Raw genomic sequence first — 18,840 nt, forward strand, 5'->3', positions numbered from 1 at the left:
AAAGGGTTCCGTGATAAAGTAAAGCTCATATGATAGAGGCTGGAGGTGAAAAAGTGATAGCAAAAGTCATCGTGGATGTCCCATTGATGCAGACAGATAAACCCTATTCTTATCAGATTCCATCAGAATTTGAGGATATGGTGGAGGCAGGTATGCGAGTTCATGTCCCCTTTGGTAAAGGGAATCGCCTCATTCAAGGGATTGTGGTAGATGTTTTAGAAGAGGCAGACACAAGTGAGGAATTAAAAGCGATTGTGGAGGTCTTGGATTACACTCCGGTCTTAAATCAAGAGCAGTTCTGGTTGGCAGATCAATTACGAAAAAGTGTTTTTTCTTATAAGATCACGATTTTAAAAACCATGCTTCCTTCTCTCCTCAATTCGAGTTATGATAAGATTTTGTATCCTCAACCTTCTTTAGATCCAACTCTCAAAGTGAAACTTTTTGGTGAAAAAAATGAAGTTTCTTTTTCTTCTCTAGATGCGGCCGATCAAGCCCAAGTGATGCGGTTGGTCAGAAAAGGAGATTTGGTACTTGAATACAAGGCCAAGGATAAGAAACAAATTAAAACAGAAAAATGGTATCGCGTTAACCAGGAAGGATTAAAAGAACTTCAACCATCAGCAAGAGCTAAAAAAAGGCTAGCATTGAAAGAGCGCCTGTTACTAGAGCAAGGGGAGCAACCTTTAGCAGGATTGTATCAGGATTTTTCACGAGAAGTAGTGGCCTATTTTATTGATCAGGGTGTTTTAGAAATAACAGAACGAGAAGTGAATCGGGCAGCTGCATATTATGAAGGCAAAGAACAGACCCAGGCCCTGCTTTTAAATTCAGAGCAAGCAAAAGCTGTAGAAACAGTAGTTTCTCAAATTGGGAAAACATCAAAGCCTTTTTTATTAGAAGGTGTGACTGGAAGTGGGAAAACAGAAGTTTATCTGCAGATTATTCAGGAAGTTCTAAATAAGGGGAAAACGGCTATTATGTTGGTTCCTGAAATTTCCCTGACACCACAGATGACAGACCGTTTTATCTCGCGTTTTGGTCAGGAAGTAGCCATTCTACACTCGGGTTTATCAAACGGTGAGAAGTATGATCAATGGCGGAAAGTTGAACGTGGGGAGGCTAAGGTAGTCGTTGGAGCGCGCTCAGCCATCTTTGCCCCTTTAAAAAACATAGGAGCGATCATCATTGATGAGGAGCACGAGGCTTCCTACAAACAAGATAGTAATCCACGCTACCACGCAAGGGAAGTCGCAGTCCTAAGGGCTCAGTACAATCAAGCAGTCTTGCTTCTTGGATCTGCTACACCAAGTTTAGAATCACGGGCTCGTGCAACAAAAGGGGTTTATGAATTAATTCGTCTCACCCAACGGGCCAATCCGGCAGCCAAAATTCCAGAAGTTAAAGTCGTTGATTTTCGTGATTATATTGGCCAAAATGAAGCTGGTAACTTCACTCCGGTTCTAGTGGAAGCTATTGCTGATCGCTTGCAGAAAAAAGAGCAGGTCGTCTTGATGTTGAACCGCCGTGGTTATTCCAGCTTTGTCATGTGTCGCGAGTGTGGAACTGTGGATACTTGTCCCAATTGTGATATCTCACTGACCCTCCACATGGATACTAAAACCATGAACTGTCATTATTGTGGCTATAGCAAAGCGATTCCTCGACACTGTCCAAATTGCCAAAGTCCTTCCATTCGTTATTACGGGACAGGAACACAAAAAGCCTATGATGAATTACAAGAGATCTTTCCTGAGGCTAAAATTTTGCGTATGGATGTGGATACTACCCGAAAAAAAGGGAGCCACGCAGCAATATTAGATGCTTTCGGGAATGGAGAAGCGGATATTTTATTAGGGACGCAAATGATTGCGAAGGGCTTGGATTTTCCAAATGTGACGTTAGTGGGTGTCTTGAATGCGGATACTTCTTTAAATTTACCGGATTATCGATCCTCAGAGAGAACCTTTCAACTCTTGACTCAGGTGGCAGGAAGGGCCGGACGAGCAGAGAAAGAAGGAGAGGTTATCATTCAGAGCTACAACCCCAATCATTATGCGATTCGATTTGCCAAAGACCAAGATTATGAAGGTTTTTTTGCCTATGAAATGCAGATTCGCCGGCAGTTAGGCTATACGCCTTATTACTTCACAGTTGGGTTAACCCTATCCCATAAGAGTGAGGAAATTGTGATGGAGAAGTCACATCAGGTCATGGAAATTCTCCGATCTGGCTTATCTGATCAGGTCCAAATCTTAGGACCAACACCTAAACCAATTGCACGCACACATAATTTGTATCATTATCAAATCATTGTGAAATATCGTTTTGAAGAAGGCATGACACAGGTCTTGAATCAAATCTTAGAATTTACTCAAGAAAGAGGCAACCAAGATCTCCGTGTCAGTATTGATAATGAACCTCAAAGTTTTATGTAAGGAAGAAAGAAATGACAAAATTAATTTTTATGGGAACGCCTGATTTTTCAGCGACGGTTTTAAAGGGATTGTTAGCAGATTCGCGCTATGAAATTTTGGCAGTTGTGACGCAACCAGACCGTAAAGTAGGTCGCAAAAAAGAGATTCGAATGACCCCGGTGAAGCAGGTAGCTTTGGACCATCAACTACCGGTTCTTCAGCCGGAGAAGTTATCGGGTAGTCCAGAAATGGAAACTCTCTTATCCCTAGATGCAGATGGAATTGTGACCGCTGCTTTTGGACAATTTTTACCGACAAAATTGTTGGAGAACTTCCAATTTGCGGTGAATGTCCACGCGTCTTTATTGCCTAAATATAGAGGTGGAGCTCCTATTCACTATGCCCTGATCAATGGTGATGAAGAAGCTGGGGTTACAATTATGGAAATGGTCAAGGAAATGGATGCCGGAGACATGATTGCAGCTCGTTCTCTCCCAATTTTAGATGAGGACAATGTGGGAACTTTGTTTGAAAAATTGGCTGTCCTTGGACGTGACTTACTCCTAGATACTTTACCAGCTTACCTGGCAGGGGAGATCAAGCCAAGTCCACAAGATCCAAGTTTGGTCACATTTTCACCGAATATTTTACCGGAAGAAGAGGTTTTGGACTGGACCAAAACCAATCGCCAAGTCTTTAACCAGATTCGGGGGATGAATCCTTGGCCGGTTGCTCATATGTTATTAAATGGGCAACGCTTCAAAGTTTATGAAGCAGAGCTATGCGAAGGAAATGGAAATCCAGGAGAAGTGATTGCTTTGACCAAAAAAGAGTTGCTGGTCGCTGCAGGAGAAGGCGCGCTGTCCCTCAAAGTTGTGCAGCCGGCAGGAAAACCAAAAATGTCCATCACAGACTTTTTGAATGGCGCTGGCCGTCAATTGAAAGTAGGAGATCACTTTGGAAGGTAAACAAATGAATGCGCGTGAACAGATCGTTCGAGTGTTAGAAGAGGTTTTTGAACAGGGAGCTTATTCTAATATTGCCCTAAATCAAGCGCTAGAACACTCTCAACTTTCAGATAAAGATAGAAGCTTTGTTACGGAAGTTGTATACGGTACTGTATCACGAAAGATAACGCTCGAGTGGTATCTTGCCCACGTGATTGAAGACCGGACGAAATTAGATCCTTGGCTCTATTATCTTTTGATAATGAGTTTGTATCAACTTGTTTATTTAGACCGCATTCCTGATCATGCCATTGTCAATGAAGCTGTCCGGATAGCAAAACGTCGTAAAGAAGGCAGTGAGAAGTTTGTCAATGCTATTCTTAGAAAGCTCCTCCGCGAGGGGCTACCAGCTATTGATACGATCAAGCGAAAGAACAAACGTTACTCGATAGAGTATTCCCTACCTGTATGGTTGATCAAAGCATTGATCGAAGAATACGGTGAAGAACGTGCTTGCGCTATTTTTAAGAGTCTCTATCAGCGTAATAAATCCAGTATTCGTGTGATTGATCTGGACGAAAAAGAAGAGTTGGCTCAGCTGCTCGAAGCAACCTCCTCTCTACTTGCCCCGTCTGCCCTCGTGAAAGAGCAGGGACATTTTGCGGCGCACTCCTTGTTTAAAGAAGGGCGCATTACTATTCAAGACGAGTCCAGCCAATTGGTGGCACCAGCTTTGGATTTGCAAGGAGATGAGTGGGTTTTAGATGCCTGTGCGGCGCCAGGTGGAAAGACCACCCACCTGGCTTCTTATCTCACAACTGGGAAAGTCACAGCCTTGGATCTCTATGACCATAAGCTCAAATTGATTCAAGAAAATGCTAATCGGCTCCATGTTGCGGACAAAATTTTGACAAAGAAGTTAGATGCGACAAAAGTCTTTGAAACATTTGGACCGGATGCTTTCGATAAAATTTTGGTGGATGCGCCTTGTTCAGGGATTGGTTTGATACGGAGAAAGCCTGATATCAAGTACAATAAAGAGAGTGCAGATTTTGTATCTTTACAAGCTATTCAATTGGCCATTCTGGATAGTGTTTGTCAAAGTGTGCGTAAAGGTGGTATAATAGTGTACAGTACGTGTACAATTATGGGTAAAGAGAATTTTGAAGTGGTGGACCAATTTTTGAAAAACCATCCAAATTTCGAACAAGTCCCATTGGATCACGAAAGAAAAGATATTCTTAAAAATGATTGTATCCTTATTACACCCGAATTATATGGAAGCGACGGCTTCTTTATCAGTCGTTTTAAGAGAATCTCATAATATCAGGAGGAAACTGACAGTATGGATATGACGATCTTAACCGATGTAGGTCAAAGACGGACAAATAACCAAGACTATGCAAATCAATATAAAAACAAGGCAGGAAAATCTATGGTTTTCCTTGCTGACGGTATGGGAGGACACCGTGCCGGAAATATTGCTAGTGAAATGGCAGTCACAGACCTAGGTGCGGCCTGGGTTTCTTCTGAAATCGAGACAGTGAATCAAGTTCGGGAATGGTTTGCAGAACATTTAGAAGTTGTGAACCGTCGGATTCATTTAGCAGGTCAAGATGATGAACATAAAGGAATGGGAACAACACTGGAAGCCTTGGCTTTTGTAGAAGGACAAGTGATTTTTGCCCATGTTGGAGATTCGCGGATTAGTCTCATTCGTCAGGGCGAATACCAGCAGTTGACTAGTGATCATTCTCTTGTAAATGCCCTTTTACGAGCTGGTCAAATTACAGAAGAAGAAGCAGCCCATCATCCTCAGCGTAACATCATCACCCAATCTATTGGTCAAAAAGACGAGCTAGAGCCGGATTATGGTTTGGTAACTGTTGAAGCAGATGATTATATTTTGATCAATAGTGATGGTTTAACCAATATGATCGGCCCTGATGAGATCAGAGACATTGTCTTGAGTGATGTTACGCTTGAAGAAAAAGCTCAAACCTTGATTCGTTTTGCCAATAATGCTGGAGGTTTGGATAATATCACCGTTGTACTGCTCCACTTCACTGAGGAGGACGCAGCATGATTCAAATCGGCAAAATTTTTGCCGGACGATATAAAATCATCCAACAAATTGGACGCGGTGGGATGGCAGATGTTTATCTTGCTCGTGATTTGATTTTAGATGGTGAAGAAGTTGCAGTCAAGGTACTGCGTACGAATTACCAGACGGATCCCATTGCAGTTGCACGTTTCCAGCGTGAAGCAAAAGCGATGGCAGAGCTGGACCATCCAAATATCGTTCGGATTACAGACATTGGCGAAGAAGAAGGGCAGCAATACCTCGCAATGGAATATGTTGCAGGTTTAGACTTGAAACGCTATATCAAAGAAAATGCACCTTTATCAAATGAAGAAGCTGTTCGTTTGATGGGGCAGATCCTTCTAGCTATGCGTCTTGCCCATACGCGTGGCATTATCCATAGAGATTTAAAACCACAGAATGTCCTCTTGACACCAGATGGAACAGCAAAAGTTTCAGACTTTGGGATTGCAGTGGCCTTCGCAGAGACTAGCTTGACCCAGACCAACTCGATGTTGGGGTCGGTTCATTATTTGTCCCCTGAGCAGGCGCGTGGTTCAAAAGCTACGGTGCAAAGTGACATCTACGCGATGGGGATCATTTTCTATGAAATGTTGACAGGACACATTCCTTATGATGGAGATAGCGCCGTTACAATCGCTTTGCAGCATTTTCAAAAGCCGCTCCCATCTATTCGTGAAGAAAATAAGAATGTTCCACAAGCTTTAGAAAATGTGGTGATCAAGGCGACAGCTAAAAAACTGACGGATCGCTATAAATCAGTGGCTGAGATGTATGTGGATCTTTCAAGTTGCTTGTCCTATGAGAGAAGAAATGAGAAAAAACTAGTTTTTGAAGACCAAGCGAAAGCTGATACAAAGACTCTTCCAAAAGTGAGTCCAACTCCAAAGACAGCTCCTGTTCCAATCTCTGAGGTACGCAGTGAAATCAGTTCAGTAGATCCTAATCGACCATTATCTGACCAGCAGACAATGGCGCCAAGTAAAAAGCCAAGAAGACGCTTGCGGGCGCGCTACAAGGTCTTGTTTGTTGCCATTGCCCTAGTTCTTGCTGCCTTTACTTTCTTGTTGTATATGAGCCCAGCCAATAAAACAGTTCCTGATGTTTCCGGCAAAACCGTTGCCGAAGCTAGAGCGGTTATTGAGGGACAAGACCTTCAAGTTGGTGAAGAGAAAGAAGAGTACAGTGATTCGGTTGCAGAAGGCTACGTCATTCGAACCAATCCAAATGCAGGGGCCCAAAAGAAAGAACAAAGTCGAATTGATTTGATCGTTTCAAAAGGACCAAGCAGCTTTGAAATGCCAAATTACGTGGGTAAAACACGGGCAGCAGCTGAAAAGGATCTGAAAAACACTTATAAAGTATCAAGCAAAATGATCACCGTTGAAGAAGTTGAGACCTTTGATTATGCTGCAGGGACAGTTCTTGAACAAACGCCAGCAGCCGGAGAACAATATTCTCTGAATTCAAAGACTAAGATTGTTTTGAAAGTGGCGAAGGAAACAACATCGATTGAGATGCCAAACTATATTGGTTCAACCTATGAATTTGCTCGAAGCAATTTGACTGATATCTTTGGAATTAAAGAAGCCAATATTGAATTAAGAAAGACGGATCATCTCCCTGATGGGGTAGTTGTTTCTGCCGGTCAAATTGTCAGTCAAACACCAGAGGTTTCAAGTACGGTGGATATTAACCGAACACGAATCGTTTTAACGGTATATGAACCTAAAGTGACAGCTTCTTCGAGTACAAAAGCCTCATCAAGTTCAGAAACATCTAGTTCCTCTTCTTCAGAACGATCGGATACCGAAACCTCTAGCAGTAGTAGTTCGACAGATACAGATTAAAAAATGAATTTCAGACTCAGATATATTTCTGAGTCTTTTTGTATTTTTTTGTTGCTATGTCGTGATTTTTTTATTTCCCTGTTGAGGGAAAAACTTTGAGGTCGCTTCAAGAAACTATTTTTCTACAGATGAATAGATTATGTGAACTCCTTAACAAACAAGGGGTTTCAAGTCCGGTAAAATAAAATAGTCAATTAAACATAAGGTGATTTGAGGTTGAAAATAGATTGAATATCAAATTATTTGCCTTTGTTTTAGCCCACATGCTATAATCTGCATGAAAGGAGATCAAAGAGTAAAAAGTCGTTCAGACCTGCTTTGATAGGAAATTGGTAAACGAATAGATTTTTTTCTGCTAGTTGAATAGGCCTTGACAACTAGTGGAGAAAAATATTGTGAACTGAGAAACAGGGAGGTAGAATGACTTTTGAAATATGTGCACATAGTTGATGTATCTTTCGCCTATACTTTCCCAATGGAGATTATTTAAATGGACAGAAAATATAGAGTGGTTAGTCAAGCAATCTTAGCAACAGCTATGATTGTCCCGGCATTTATAGCAACAAAAGTAGCTGCAGAAAATAGAGGATGGAATACCTCCTCTTATCGTTCAAACTATTATAACTATGGTTACAATAATTGGAACGGTTATAATGGCTATAATTCATGGACCTATAGTTATGGCTATGGATATCCAAATTGGAACTATTATTATGGCTATAACTATGGTTATCCTAGCTGGAATAATTATTATGGCTATAATGGTTGGAACTATGGTTATTCCTTGGAAAATGATGTAAACTACATTTATTGGAATGGCAATCATTATTATCGGATGAGTGATGGAACTTACCGGATCTACCGCAATGGTGAGTGGAAGCCTCTAACCAATCGGAATAACTCTACTAATAACCTTGCCAATGACCCTCATTATGTATATGAAAATGGCTACCATTATTATGTATTAGATAATGGGGATTATTACTACTATAAAAATGGTAAATGGGTATTTGTGAAGAATTCGACGGAAAATCCTGATACTCCAGATCCAACTCCAACACCGACTCCGGATCCAACTCCAACACCCGACGAGCCAGATCCAAGCGATAAACCCGATCAACCAGTCAACCCATCAGAACCATCTACACCAGAAGATCACGGGAACTTGATCTTCCCAGAAAATCCTCCATTTGTAGGAGCAGATGGAGAGTTTGATCCTTTCGCACCAACCCCAGAAAATCCAAGTGAACCAAAACCAGAAGAACCGGTGCAACCTGAAGTGCCTGGAAATGATGGTTTGGTATCAACAGATCAGCCTAGTGAAAACCAAATTCCTCCATACGTTGAGACACCTGCAGAAGGATTAGAACATCTTCCATGGGCTCCAAATGGACGAGCACCAAAGATAGTCTATCCTCCTGGCAAACCTGGATCAGCAGCTTTGCGTCGAGATAAGAACTACTACTTTGACGGGTCGACTCACTATTACTACGTTCCTTCTGATACGGAAGCAACTGGTTACTCTGCTTATTGGAAATGGAATGGAGATAAATGGAAACTTTATGGAATGACAGATCCGAAAGATCCTGAAATCGATCCAAAATTCCACGAAGATGCCAAAGATGATGAATATGCCTATAGCGATCGAGACTCAAGCGTGAAGCTCTACTCTACAAACCTTGTAGAAACAGCTAAAGCAGGTCAAGCTCTTCCATTTAAGAATGTGGATGAATTTAAGGACTATGTCATTAAGAAAATGAATCCTAAATTTATTGACAATGCTGGCTGGGATGCCAAAGTAGAATGGGAAATCGAGGACCCAGAACTCTTTGAGCAATCTAAAGAAAACCCATGGGCTAAAGACTATGTTTTAATCGCTAACTTGAAGAGTGGAGTAGATGACAAGAACTACAAAGATGTTGAGTTTGGCTATGTGAAATTCGTTTATCGTGTAGAAGCAACAGACAATACAAACTATATCGAGTTAGATAAAGCGAAGGAAGCATTTGCTAAGATTAACGAATTGCGAAAAGCACAAGGTTTAAAAGAATTGACTTGGTCAGATGATGTCTATAACTCACGTGCCTTACCAAAAGCCCATACTATTTCACGTCAGTACGATAGCACAGGTTTTGTAGCTCGCCGTGAAGACAATGCAACAACAGTCGCAACGAAATGGTATAACAGTGGATTGAGAGAATTAATGCTCGATCCAAATGCCACAGAAGGTGCGGTAGCAGCAGTCATCAATGGCGACGGTAACTATTACTGGGCATTCATGTATAAATAATGCCTCTAGACAACCGTTATCGGAAAGAACTTATTTAATAACAATTCATTCCGATACCAAGGACACCCAAAGGATTTCTATCTTTTGGGTGTTTTTTTGCTCTAAGTATTATCCAACCACAGACGGAAGTCAAATGAGGAAAAATTTGATAAAATAGGAAAAGATGAGGTAGACTATGTGGAAAATACAAATTTTTATTTTCGTTGAAGCCGTTTTGTTAACATTAGCAGCGATCACCATTTTATCAATCGATTTTTCCAGATTTGTTGTCTTGATGGTTCTCTTTTTGCTCCTTTTGTATTACTATTTTGGCAAACAAAAAGCGAATTTTCTATTAATCGCGCTGAGTGTGCTCTTGTTTTTTATCGTGATGCTGAATCCTTTTGTGATTGCAGCCATTTTATTTGCGGTGGTTTATGGTTTATTGATCGCCTACCCTTATATGTATAAGGAAAATGAAGCCGTTGTGTTTGATGTTGAAGAGGATACGAAAATTCGTCAGGAAAAAACTCGATGGATTGGTGATTTACAACATTTTTCAAAACAAAGTCGAGGGTATCGAGATCTGAATGTGATCCGAGTTTTTGGGAATGACACCCTCCATTTAGAGGAGGTAGCCATTTGCAATTGGGACAATGTAGTGATCATACGGAAAGGGTTTGGAAATACAAAAATTATCTTACCGATTGATTTGGAGTTGCATTTACAAATTAACACCCTGTATGGAGATCTGAAGTTTTTGGATCTTCCTGTCCGTAAAATGAGGAATGAAACCATAGACATTGAAACGGCACATTATCGGAGATCGCACCGTTCTATAAAAATTGTGTTAGTTGGTATTGTTGGGGATGTTGAGGTGATTCGCGCATGAAGAAATTAGACTATCTCCTATTGTATTTCTATTCCCTAATGGTGGTTGCGGTCATTTGTCATACCATTTTCCATTTTGTTGGTTTTCAGTGGGGCAAACTTCTTTCAGATCTTTCCTTGCTTCAGTCATTCCTATTTTTGGTTTTTAGTCTGACGCTTGCATTGACGGCTTTGGTTGTCTTAATTATTAAAATCACGCAATTTGTAACGGTTCATGCAGTACAACAAAAGGTAGAATCTATCCTGACTGCTTCACAGAGAAAAGAAATTGCCCCCAAAGAATTGAATCAACAGTTAGATTTATTGGACAGCAAATTGCTTCGACTAGAAGAAAATTTACAAAAAAGTGAAAATCGTGTGATGCGAAATGAGGAAGAAATTGTGGAAATCGAGCGTAAGAGAATTGCGCGTGATCTACATGATACGGTTAGTCAAGAATTGTTTGCAGCCAATATGATTTTATCTGGAGTAGCAGCGCAGGCCCTTGAGTTAGAGAAAAGTCAGATCCAGCAGCAACTAAATGGTGTGTCAGATATTCTAGGGACAGCCCAAAATGATTTACGCGTCTTGCTCTTACATCTTCGTCCTACAGAATTGGAAGGAAAAAGCTTGGTAGAAGGTATGGAGATGATTTTTAGAGAATTGAAGGAAAAGAGTAACCTAACAGTTGTCTTCCATCATAATGACGTGAGCATTCCAAAAGATATGGAAGAACATCTATTTCGAATCGTCCAAGAAATTGTCAGCAATACCTTGAAACATGCTAGAGCTCAACAAATGGATGTCTTTTTGCATCAGGAAGGAAAACAACTTCATTTACGGATGGTAGATGATGGAATCGGCTTTGAGCAGGAAAAATTGGAACGATTGAGTTATGGGTTGAAAAATATTCAAGAACGTGTAGAAGACATGGCGGGAACCATTAAAATAAGAACGAGTCCTCAAAAGGGAGTGGCTGTGGATATTCGCGTTCCCCTCCTTGTAAAAGATAAAAATGAAAAGGAAACTGTATGAAAGTATTATTAGTAGACGACCATGAAATGGTCCGGTTGGGATTGAAAAGCTTTTTGTCCATGCAAACCGATATTGAGCAAGTCTTAGAGGCGAAAAATGGGCATGAAGGGGTGGACTTGGCGCTGAAAGAAAGACCAGACGTCATCATCATGGATATTGTGATGCCAGAGCTAAATGGAATCGATGCGACTCTAGCCATCCTAAAAGAGTGGCCGGAAGCTAAAATTGTCATTTTGACGTCTTATTTAGATAACGAAAAGATTTACCCTGTCTTAGATGCCGGTGCAAAAGGGTATATTTTAAAGACCTCGTCAGCAACTGAGATCTTACAGGCTGTCAGAAAGGTTGCAAAGGGAGAATTTGCGATTGAGACAGAAGTTAGTCAAAAAGTTGAGTCACGAAAGAACCATGCTGAATTGCATGATGATTTGACAGCTAGAGAACGAGATATTCTGGCTTTATTGACGAAAGGATATGAAAATCAACGAATAGCAGATGAACTCTTCATTTCTTTAAAAACAGTGAAGACCCATGTCTCCAACATCTTATCCAAATTAGAAGTCAGTGATCGGACGCAAGCAGTCGTCTATGCCTTTCGACACCATCTGGTGAATCAAGAAGATTTTTAAAGGGAAACATGCTATAATAGAGCGAGATCATAAGGGGGAGACAAGTGGACGCAAAATTACGTTATAAAGCAAAAAAAGTAAAAATCGTCTTTTTTGATATTGACGATACATTACGTGCAAAAGAAACTGGATTGATCCCAGAATCTGTAAAAGACGTCTTTCGTCAGTTGAAAGAAAAGGGAATTCGAACAGGGATTGCAACCGGTAGAGGGGTTTTTGGAGTTGTTCCTGAAATTATGGACTTAAAGCCTGATTTTCTAGTCACCTTAAACGGTGCCTATATTGAAGATACCAAAGGAACTGTGATCTACCAATCACCAATCAATGAAGCAATCGTTTCTTCTTTTGTGGATTGGGCCAAAGAATCCCAGATTGATTATGGGTTAGTGGCTAGTCATCAAGCTGCGCTGTCCAATCGTACACCTTTGATCCGTGACGCTATTGACATCATTTATCCCAACTTACCAGTAGATCCAGATCTGCATTTGAAAGAACCAATTTTCCAAATGTGGACCTTTGATGAAGATGATGGTGATTTAGAATTATCACCTTCCTTACAAGAGGAGTTACGTCTCGTTCCATGGCACCCACATTCATCTGATGTTGTTCGTTTTGATCGATCAAAGGCTTCTGGAGTCTCTCAACTTGTAAATCATTTGGGCTTGAAGCCAGAAAATGTTTTGGTCTTTGGGGATGGCTTAAATGATCTCGAACTATTTGATTATGCTGGGATTAGTATCGCAATGGGAATATCTGCCCCAGAGTTACAAGAAAAAGCTGATTATATCACTAAGAATTTGGAAGAAGATGGCATATTCTATGCCTTAGAGGAGTTAAATATGGTTGAAAAAGAATTGACGTTACCGCAGTTGGAACTTGGTGTGGTTGAAGGTCCTATAGCTGTGATCAAAACCAATCACGGTGAGATGAAAATTCAATTGTTCCCAGATCAAGCGCCAAAAACAGTTGCAAACTTTGTGGCTCTTGCTAAGTCTGGCTATTATGATGGTGTTATTTTCCATCGGATTATTAAAGATTTCATGATCCAAGGGGGAGATCCTACTGGTACAGGTATGGGTGGTGAATCCATCTATGGTGAGAGCTTTGAAGACGAATTTTCAAAAGAATTGTACAATATTCGCGGAGCCCTTTCGATGGCAAATGCTGGGCCAAACACAAATGGTAGCCAATTCTTTATTGTACAAAATCAACATCTCCCATATTCAAATAAGGAATTGGTCCGTGGTGGCTGGCCTGAAAAAATTGCCGAAATCTATACGACAGAAGGAGGAACTCCTCATCTAGATCAACGCCATACCGTATTTGGACAATTGATGGATGAAGCTTCATTTGTGGTATTGGATGAGATTGCGGCTGTTGAGACAGGTATGATGGATAAGCCAGTAGAAGATGTCGTGATTCAAACCATCGAAATTGAGGACTAAAATGAAAATTGGAGATAAGTTAGAAGGAACCATCACAGGCATTCAACCTTATGGAGCCTTTGTTGAACTTGAGTCGGGTGTCACAGGCTTGATTCATATCTCAGAGATTCGAAGTGGCTATGTAAGTAATATTCATGATATTCTTTCGATTGGAGAGAAAGTCTTTGTCCAAGTCATTGATGTTGATGAATATTCTAAGAAAGCCAGTCTCTCTTTGAGAACCTTAGAAGAAACACCGCAACGAAGTATTCGACACCATCGTTTTTCAAATGACCGCAACAAAAGTGGTTTTGCTCCCTTAGCTCAACAGATGCCAACCTGGGTCAAAGAAGGAAAAGCATTCTTTAGCAAACAAGAAAAAAAATAAAAACTTCGATAGGTTGATGAAACCTACCGAAGTTTTTTGGTATAGTGAGTTATTCAAATTCGTAAAGAGTAGTGGAAAGGTAACGTTCCCCATTATCTGGTGCAAGGGCAAGAACTTTTTTACCGCTACCTAATTCTTTTGCGACTTCAATAGCAGCATAGATAGCAGCTGCGCTTGAGATACCGACTAAGAATCCTTCAGTTCCACCGATAGCGCGTGCAAGTTCGAAAGCTTCTTCTGAAGATACACGACGAACACCATCATATGCGTTAGTGTCTAAAGTGTTTGGTATAAAACCTGCTGAAATACCTTGGATTTTATGTGGTCCAGGTTTTTCGCCAGAAAGGACCGCAGATTCATTGGCTTCAACGGCATAGACTTTGACAGCAGGATTGTTCTTTTTCAAAGTATGAGAAATACCAGAAACAGTACCACCAGTACCAACACCTGCGACAAAAGCATCTAAACCATCTTTTCCAAAGGCATCAACGATTTCTTGTCCTGTTGTTCTCTCGTGTACCTCTGGGTTAGCAGGGTTTTCAAATTGAAGAGGAAGGAAGCCATTTCTTTCTGCAGCGATTGCTTCAGCTTTAGCGATGGCACCTTTCATTCCTTCACTTCCAGGAGTCAAAACGAGTTCAGCTCCATAGGCTTGGATGATTTTACGACGTTCCACACTCATGGTTTCAGGCATGACAATCACAACTTTATAGCCTTTAGCGGCACCAACCCATGATAAACCAATCCCAGTGTTTCCACTAGTTGCTTCGACAATTGTATCGCCTGGTTTGATCAAGCCATCTGCTTCAGCTTTTTCAATCATGCTCAAAGCAATCCGGTCTTTAACCGATGATCCAGGGTTGAAGGCTTCGAGTTTGACATAGACATCTGCAGCTTCTTCAGGAACAAGACGGTTCAATTTGACAATCGGAGTGTTCCCAATCAATTCTGTAATATTTTCATAAATAGCCATAATATACCTCAGTTCTAGGTTTTCTTGATACTAACAAGTATAGTCCCTTGTGGGAAGAAAGTAAAATATAGAAATTTTATGGGTGTGATAAAAAAAAACTATCGTTGCCGATAGCTTCTTTGATTATTTTTCTACAGAAAGTAGGGGTACTTCAATCTCGCGAATTCCTTGATCTTCTATAAGGACTTTCCCATTATAAAATTCGACTAAAGCTGCTGTGATAGAACTGGTGTCTTCTTTGTCTACAAAAATAGTTGTCGCCACCTGATCTGTAAACATCGGATCTTGTTCTACCAATTTGTTGTCTTTTAAGAAATTAGCAAATTCTTGGTATTGGGAATAAGAAAGTGTGATCCCAAGAACAACTTGTTCCTTGATTTCTACAAGTCCAATCTCTCGAACTGCTTGAGCCACACTTCCAGCGTATGCACGAATCAGACCGCCAGCACCTAATTTAATGCCTCCAAAATAGCGGGTAACCACAACACAACTATTAGTGATGTGATGATTCTCTAAAACTCCCAACATCGGTATACCCGCTGTTCCACTAGGTTCGCCATCGTCACTGGTCCGTTTAATATCGCTATGTTCTCCAATGATGAAAGCAGAACAGTTATGTGTAGCCTTGTAGTGTTCCTTCTTGATAGCGTTGATAAAATCTCTAGCTTCCTCTTCAGAAGAGACGCGTTTAACATGACAAATGAATTTCGATTTTTTGATTTCTTCTTGAACAGTGCCGTTCTCTTTAAATGTAATATATCCCATATTCTTATTTTACAAAAAAAGAATGATTTTCTCCAATTTTTACGAATTGATAAGTATGAAGATAGAAGATGCTTATGGAAGACTCTTAACAGAGAGCCAGATGACAGACGATTTAAAAGAAATGGCCCAAGAACTCCCAACTATAGAAAAACAAAATGGAAGGTACCAATGTTTTCGATGTGGCAGTATGATTGATCAAAAACTTTGGAAGTTGAGTGAAGAGGTCCTGTATTGTAGAGCTTGTATCCAATTGGGAAGGATCCGGAGTGATCAAAAACTTTATGCTATTGCACAGCAAGACTTTGAAGGACAAGAGGTGTTAAACTGGAAAGGAACCTTGACTTCCTATCAACAAGAGGTATCAGATGGTCTCATCAAAGCAGTTAAAGAAGGAAAAAATGCCTTGGTACATGCTGTGACAGGAGCTGGGAAAACGGAAATGATGTACCAGGTTGTGGCAACAGCGATCAAGAGTGGACAAGCAGTTTGTATTGCTACCCCAAGAATCGATGTCTGTATCGAACTGTACGGAAGGATGAAGGAAGATTTTTCCTGTTCGATATCGTTGCTTCATGGGGAATCGGACCCCTATTTTAGAACACCTTTGGTAATCGCAACAACTCACCAATTGTTAAAGTTTTATCAGGCCTTTGATCTCCTTATTATAGATGAGGTCGACGCTTTTCCCTTTGTAGATAATCCTATGTTATACAAAGCAGCTCAGAATGCGATAAAAAAAGAAGGGAACACCCTTTATTTAACAGCAACCTCTACAGATGTGTTAGATAAAAAGGTTAAGAAAAAAGAAATCATCCGTTATAGTCTTCCGAGACGTTTCCATGGGAACCCACTAGTGGTTCCAGAAATAAAATGGGTATCGAAAATGAGAGAAAAAATAGAAAAAGGAAGAATCCCCTACGAACTATTGAAACTAATCAAGAAGCAAAGACAGACTCACTACCCATTGTTAATCTTTGTATCTGAAATTGAATTAGGACAACAATTTAAAGAGAATATAAAAAAATACTTTCCGAAAGAAAAAGTAGGTTTTGTATCCTCTCAGACACAGGATCGCTTGAGAATTGTAGAAGAATTTAGAAATAAAGAAAAAACAATACTAGTCTCGACTACCATTCTAGAAAGAGGAGTGACCTTTCCGCTTGTAGATGTTTTTGTTTTAGAAAGTAACCATCGCTTGTTTACGAAAAGTGCCCTTGTACAAATCTCAGGAAGAGTTGGACGTAGCAAAGAAAGACCAACAGGCCAATTGCTCTTTCTATCAGATGGAATAACAAAAGAAATGAAAAAAGCAATAAAGGAAATAAAACAAATGAATCAGGAGGCTGGGTTTTGAAAGAATGTCTGCTTTGTAATAAAGAGTTAAAAACTAGTGAACATTTCACAGATCTTATTTTTATAAATCAACAAGAAAAATGGATTTGTAAAGAATGCAAAAAAGACTTCGAACAAATTGGCGAAATTCATTGTCCTAGGTGCTTTAAAGATAAGGAGGAGAAAGTATGTAAAGATTGTGAGTTCTGGGAAGACAAAGGAAATACTGTTCAACATGAAGCTTTATATAGATATAATGGAGCAATGAAAGACTATTTCAAACGATATAAATTTGAAGGAGATCGTTTGTTAGGAATGGTATTTGCAAGTGACATCAAAAAAGCGTTGAAAAAGTATAAAAACTATACAATAATACCAACTCCAATTAGCCATGAAAAAAAGCAGGAGAGAGGATTCAATCAAGTCTCGACTATACTAGATTTTGCAGAAATAAAGTACAGCCCTCTATTTCAAAAAGAAGACAGCTTGGCACAATCAAAAAAAACAAGAGAAGAAAGATTAAAAACCTCTCAACACTTTCATTTAAAAGAAGAAGTTCCAATAAAGCAAAAGTATCTTATCTTCGATGATATATACACAACTGGCAAAACAATCGAATTAATGAAGCGCCTGTTAATTGAAAAAGGTGTGAAAGAAATAAAGACATTTTCAATTGCGAGATAAAAAAAGATTTGCAAAAAAAATATGAAAGCGTTATAATATACATATAAATAAAAACATAATGTTTAGAAAGTAGGTACTAATATGATTAAATATAGTATCCGTGGTGAAAACCTAGAAGTAACAGAAGCCATTCGCGACTATGTCGTTTCTAAACTCGAAAAGATTGAAAAATATTTTCAGGCAGATCAAGAGCTAGACGCTCGTGTAAACTTAAAAGTTTACCGTGAAAAGACCGCAAAAGTAGAAGTAACCATTCCACTTGGATCTATTACACTTCGTGCAGAAGATGTGTCTCAAGATATGTACGGTTCAATTGACCTGGTTGTAGATAAAATTGAACGTCAAATTCGTAAGAATAAAACAAAAATCGAAAAGAAAAATCGTATTAAATCTGGTGCAGGTAAGTTGTTTACCGATGCAGTTGTAGAAGAAGCAACAACCACAGAAAAAGTTGTTCGCTCAAAAACAATTGATCTAGAACCAATGGATTTAGATGAAGCTATTCTTCAAATGGATCTATTAGCACACGACTTCTTCATTTATCGTGATGCAGAAGACAACACAACTAATGTTATCTATCGTAGAGAAGATGGAGATATTGGTCTATTGGAAGTAAAAGAATAGAGATTAAAAACATCAATTAAATTATAGAAGGATCAGGAGCAATTTTGCTCCTGATTTTTTTGACAACCCAAAGAAGTAAGGATATTTTTTAAGAAAATAAAATTTTTTGAGAAAAAGTGTTGACAGTAAGGACAGGTCATGATATACTAATATAGTTGTCGCGAGAGAGCGACAAAGACCTTTGAAAACTGAACAAGACGAACCAATGTGCAGGGCGCTATAACGAAGGTTATAGTAACTGAACAATAAAAAAACAATAAATCTGTCAGTGACAGAATGAGTTTAAGACAAACAATTATTTTAATGAGAGTTTGATCCTGGCTCAGGATGAACGCTGGCGGCGTGCCTAATACATGCAAGTAGAACGCTGAAGCTTGGTGCTTGCACCGAGCGGATGAGTTGCGAACGGGTGAGTAACGCGTAGGTAACCTGCCTGGTAGCGGGGGATAACTATTGGAAACGATAGCTAATACCGCATAACAGTCGACATTGCATGATGTTGATTTGAAAGGGGCAATTGCTCCACTAC

16 protein-coding genes and 1 rRNA gene are annotated in these 18,840 nt (G+C 39.9%); 15 read left to right on the top strand and 2 right to left on the bottom strand.

Annotated features, from left to right (window positions below; genetic code table 11):
* Positions 1-29: 29 nt before the first annotated feature.
* From NMM13_RS09155 to NMM13_RS09205, 11 genes are all read left to right on the top strand, one after another.
* Complete coding sequence (locus NMM13_RS09155) at positions 30-2,438, top strand: primosomal protein N' (protein WP_254728517.1); 2,409 nt, start codon at positions 30-32, stop codon at positions 2,436-2,438.
* Between the two features lie 11 nt (positions 2,439-2,449).
* Positions 2,450-3,385, top strand: coding sequence for a methionyl-tRNA formyltransferase (fmt, locus tag NMM13_RS09160; RefSeq protein WP_254728519.1), 936 nt, complete (start codon positions 2,450-2,452; stop codon positions 3,383-3,385).
* The gene (gene rsmB, locus NMM13_RS09165; protein ID WP_155168396.1) at positions 3,375-4,688 is read left to right on the top strand and encodes a 16S rRNA (cytosine(967)-C(5))-methyltransferase RsmB; all 1,314 of its coding nucleotides are present in this window, start codon (positions 3,375-3,377) and stop codon (positions 4,686-4,688) included. Before fmt ends, rsmB begins: the two co-directional genes overlap by 11 nt.
* 21 nt (positions 4,689-4,709) lie before the next feature.
* Positions 4,710-5,450: a Stp1/IreP family PP2C-type Ser/Thr phosphatase gene (locus NMM13_RS09170; protein WP_254728521.1), complete on the top strand. Its 741-nt coding sequence runs from the start codon at positions 4,710-4,712 to the stop codon at positions 5,448-5,450.
* Complete coding sequence (gene pknB / locus NMM13_RS09175) at positions 5,447-7,318, top strand: Stk1 family PASTA domain-containing Ser/Thr kinase (protein WP_129824774.1); 1,872 nt, start codon at positions 5,447-5,449, stop codon at positions 7,316-7,318. Before NMM13_RS09170 ends, pknB begins: the two co-directional genes overlap by 4 nt.
* A gap of 490 nt (positions 7,319-7,808) precedes the next feature.
* Complete coding sequence (locus NMM13_RS09180) at positions 7,809-9,608, top strand: CAP domain-containing protein (protein ID WP_254728523.1); 1,800 nt, start codon at positions 7,809-7,811, stop codon at positions 9,606-9,608.
* Positions 9,609-9,783: 175 nt separating this feature from the next.
* Entirely contained in the window at positions 9,784-10,479 is a 696-nt protein-coding gene (gene liaF, locus NMM13_RS09185; RefSeq protein WP_003003865.1) for a cell wall-active antibiotics response protein LiaF, read from the top strand.
* Positions 10,476-11,492, top strand: coding sequence for a sensor histidine kinase (locus NMM13_RS09190; protein ID WP_129824776.1), 1,017 nt, complete (start codon positions 10,476-10,478; stop codon positions 11,490-11,492). The genes liaF and NMM13_RS09190 overlap by 4 nt, the downstream gene beginning before the upstream one ends.
* Positions 11,489-12,121, top strand: coding sequence for a response regulator transcription factor (locus tag NMM13_RS09195; RefSeq protein ID WP_049507122.1), 633 nt, complete (start codon positions 11,489-11,491; stop codon positions 12,119-12,121). The genes NMM13_RS09190 and NMM13_RS09195 overlap by 4 nt, the downstream gene beginning before the upstream one ends.
* Before the next feature lie 44 nt (positions 12,122-12,165).
* Positions 12,166-13,566, top strand: coding sequence for a Cof-type HAD-IIB family hydrolase (locus NMM13_RS09200; RefSeq protein ID WP_254728525.1), 1,401 nt, complete (start codon positions 12,166-12,168; stop codon positions 13,564-13,566).
* Between the two features lies 1 nt (position 13,567).
* A complete protein-coding gene (locus NMM13_RS09205; RefSeq protein ID WP_049496180.1) occupies positions 13,568-13,933 on the top strand; it encodes a S1 RNA-binding domain-containing protein in 366 nt (121 codons plus the stop codon).
* A 49-nt stretch (positions 13,934-13,982) separates the two neighbouring features.
* On the opposite strand, the gene cysK is transcribed toward NMM13_RS09205, so the two are convergent.
* Complete coding sequence (cysK, locus tag NMM13_RS09210; protein WP_254728527.1) at positions 13,983-14,906, bottom strand: cysteine synthase A; 924 nt, start codon at positions 14,904-14,906, stop codon at positions 13,983-13,985.
* 123 nt (positions 14,907-15,029) lie between these two features.
* Positions 15,030-15,671: a YigZ family protein gene (locus tag NMM13_RS09215; protein ID WP_254728529.1), complete on the bottom strand. Its 642-nt coding sequence runs from the start codon at positions 15,669-15,671 to the stop codon at positions 15,030-15,032.
* A gap of 55 nt (positions 15,672-15,726) precedes the next feature.
* On the opposite strand from NMM13_RS09215, the gene NMM13_RS09220 reads away from it, so the two are divergent.
* The 4 genes from NMM13_RS09220 to NMM13_RS09235 form a co-directional block, all read left to right on the top strand.
* A complete protein-coding gene (locus NMM13_RS09220; protein WP_254728533.1) occupies positions 15,727-17,025 on the top strand; it encodes a DEAD/DEAH box helicase in 1,299 nt (432 codons plus the stop codon).
* A complete protein-coding gene (locus NMM13_RS09225) occupies positions 17,022-17,687 on the top strand; it encodes a ComF family protein (protein WP_254728531.1) in 666 nt (221 codons plus the stop codon). Before NMM13_RS09220 ends, NMM13_RS09225 begins: the two co-directional genes overlap by 4 nt.
* A gap of 81 nt (positions 17,688-17,768) precedes the next feature.
* Complete coding sequence (raiA, locus tag NMM13_RS09230) at positions 17,769-18,311, top strand: ribosome-associated translation inhibitor RaiA (RefSeq protein WP_049492331.1); 543 nt, start codon at positions 17,769-17,771, stop codon at positions 18,309-18,311.
* A 299-nt stretch (positions 18,312-18,610) separates the two neighbouring features.
* Positions 18,611-18,840, top strand: a 16S ribosomal RNA gene (locus NMM13_RS09235); the annotation flags it as partial.

It is taken from the genome of Streptococcus sp. CF8_St5-11, assembly GCF_024295625.1.
Classification (GTDB): Bacteria; Bacillota; Bacilli; order Lactobacillales; family Streptococcaceae; genus Streptococcus.

What these genes read in the sequence shown, in the direction of transcription:
- NMM13_RS09180 (WP_254728523.1), top strand. Translation starts at nt 7,809, where the DNA reads ATGGACAGAAAATATAGAGTGGTTAGTCAAGCAATCTTAGCAACAGCT.
- pknB (WP_129824774.1), top strand. Translation starts at nt 5,447, where the DNA reads ATGATTCAAATCGGCAAAATTTTTGCCGGACGATATAAAATCATCCAA.
- NMM13_RS09195 (WP_049507122.1), top strand. Translation starts at nt 11,489, where the DNA reads ATGAAAGTATTATTAGTAGACGACCATGAAATGGTCCGGTTGGGATTG.
- liaF (WP_003003865.1), top strand. Translation starts at nt 9,784, where the DNA reads ATGTGGAAAATACAAATTTTTATTTTCGTTGAAGCCGTTTTGTTAACA.
- NMM13_RS09190 (WP_129824776.1), top strand. Translation starts at nt 10,476, where the DNA reads ATGAAGAAATTAGACTATCTCCTATTGTATTTCTATTCCCTAATGGTG.
- NMM13_RS09220 (WP_254728533.1), top strand. Translation starts at nt 15,727, where the DNA reads ATGAAGATAGAAGATGCTTATGGAAGACTCTTAACAGAGAGCCAGATG.
- NMM13_RS09155 (WP_254728517.1), top strand. Translation starts at nt 30, where the DNA reads ATGATAGAGGCTGGAGGTGAAAAAGTGATAGCAAAAGTCATCGTGGAT.
- NMM13_RS09170 (WP_254728521.1), top strand. Translation starts at nt 4,710, where the DNA reads ATGGATATGACGATCTTAACCGATGTAGGTCAAAGACGGACAAATAAC.
- raiA (WP_049492331.1), top strand. Translation starts at nt 17,769, where the DNA reads ATGATTAAATATAGTATCCGTGGTGAAAACCTAGAAGTAACAGAAGCC.
- NMM13_RS09215 (WP_254728529.1), bottom strand. Translation starts at nt 15,671, where the DNA reads ATGGGATATATTACATTTAAAGAGAACGGCACTGTTCAAGAAGAAATC.
- cysK (WP_254728527.1), bottom strand. Translation starts at nt 14,906, where the DNA reads ATGGCTATTTATGAAAATATTACAGAATTGATTGGGAACACTCCGATT.
- NMM13_RS09205 (WP_049496180.1), top strand. Translation starts at nt 13,568, where the DNA reads ATGAAAATTGGAGATAAGTTAGAAGGAACCATCACAGGCATTCAACCT.
- fmt (WP_254728519.1), top strand. Translation starts at nt 2,450, where the DNA reads ATGACAAAATTAATTTTTATGGGAACGCCTGATTTTTCAGCGACGGTT.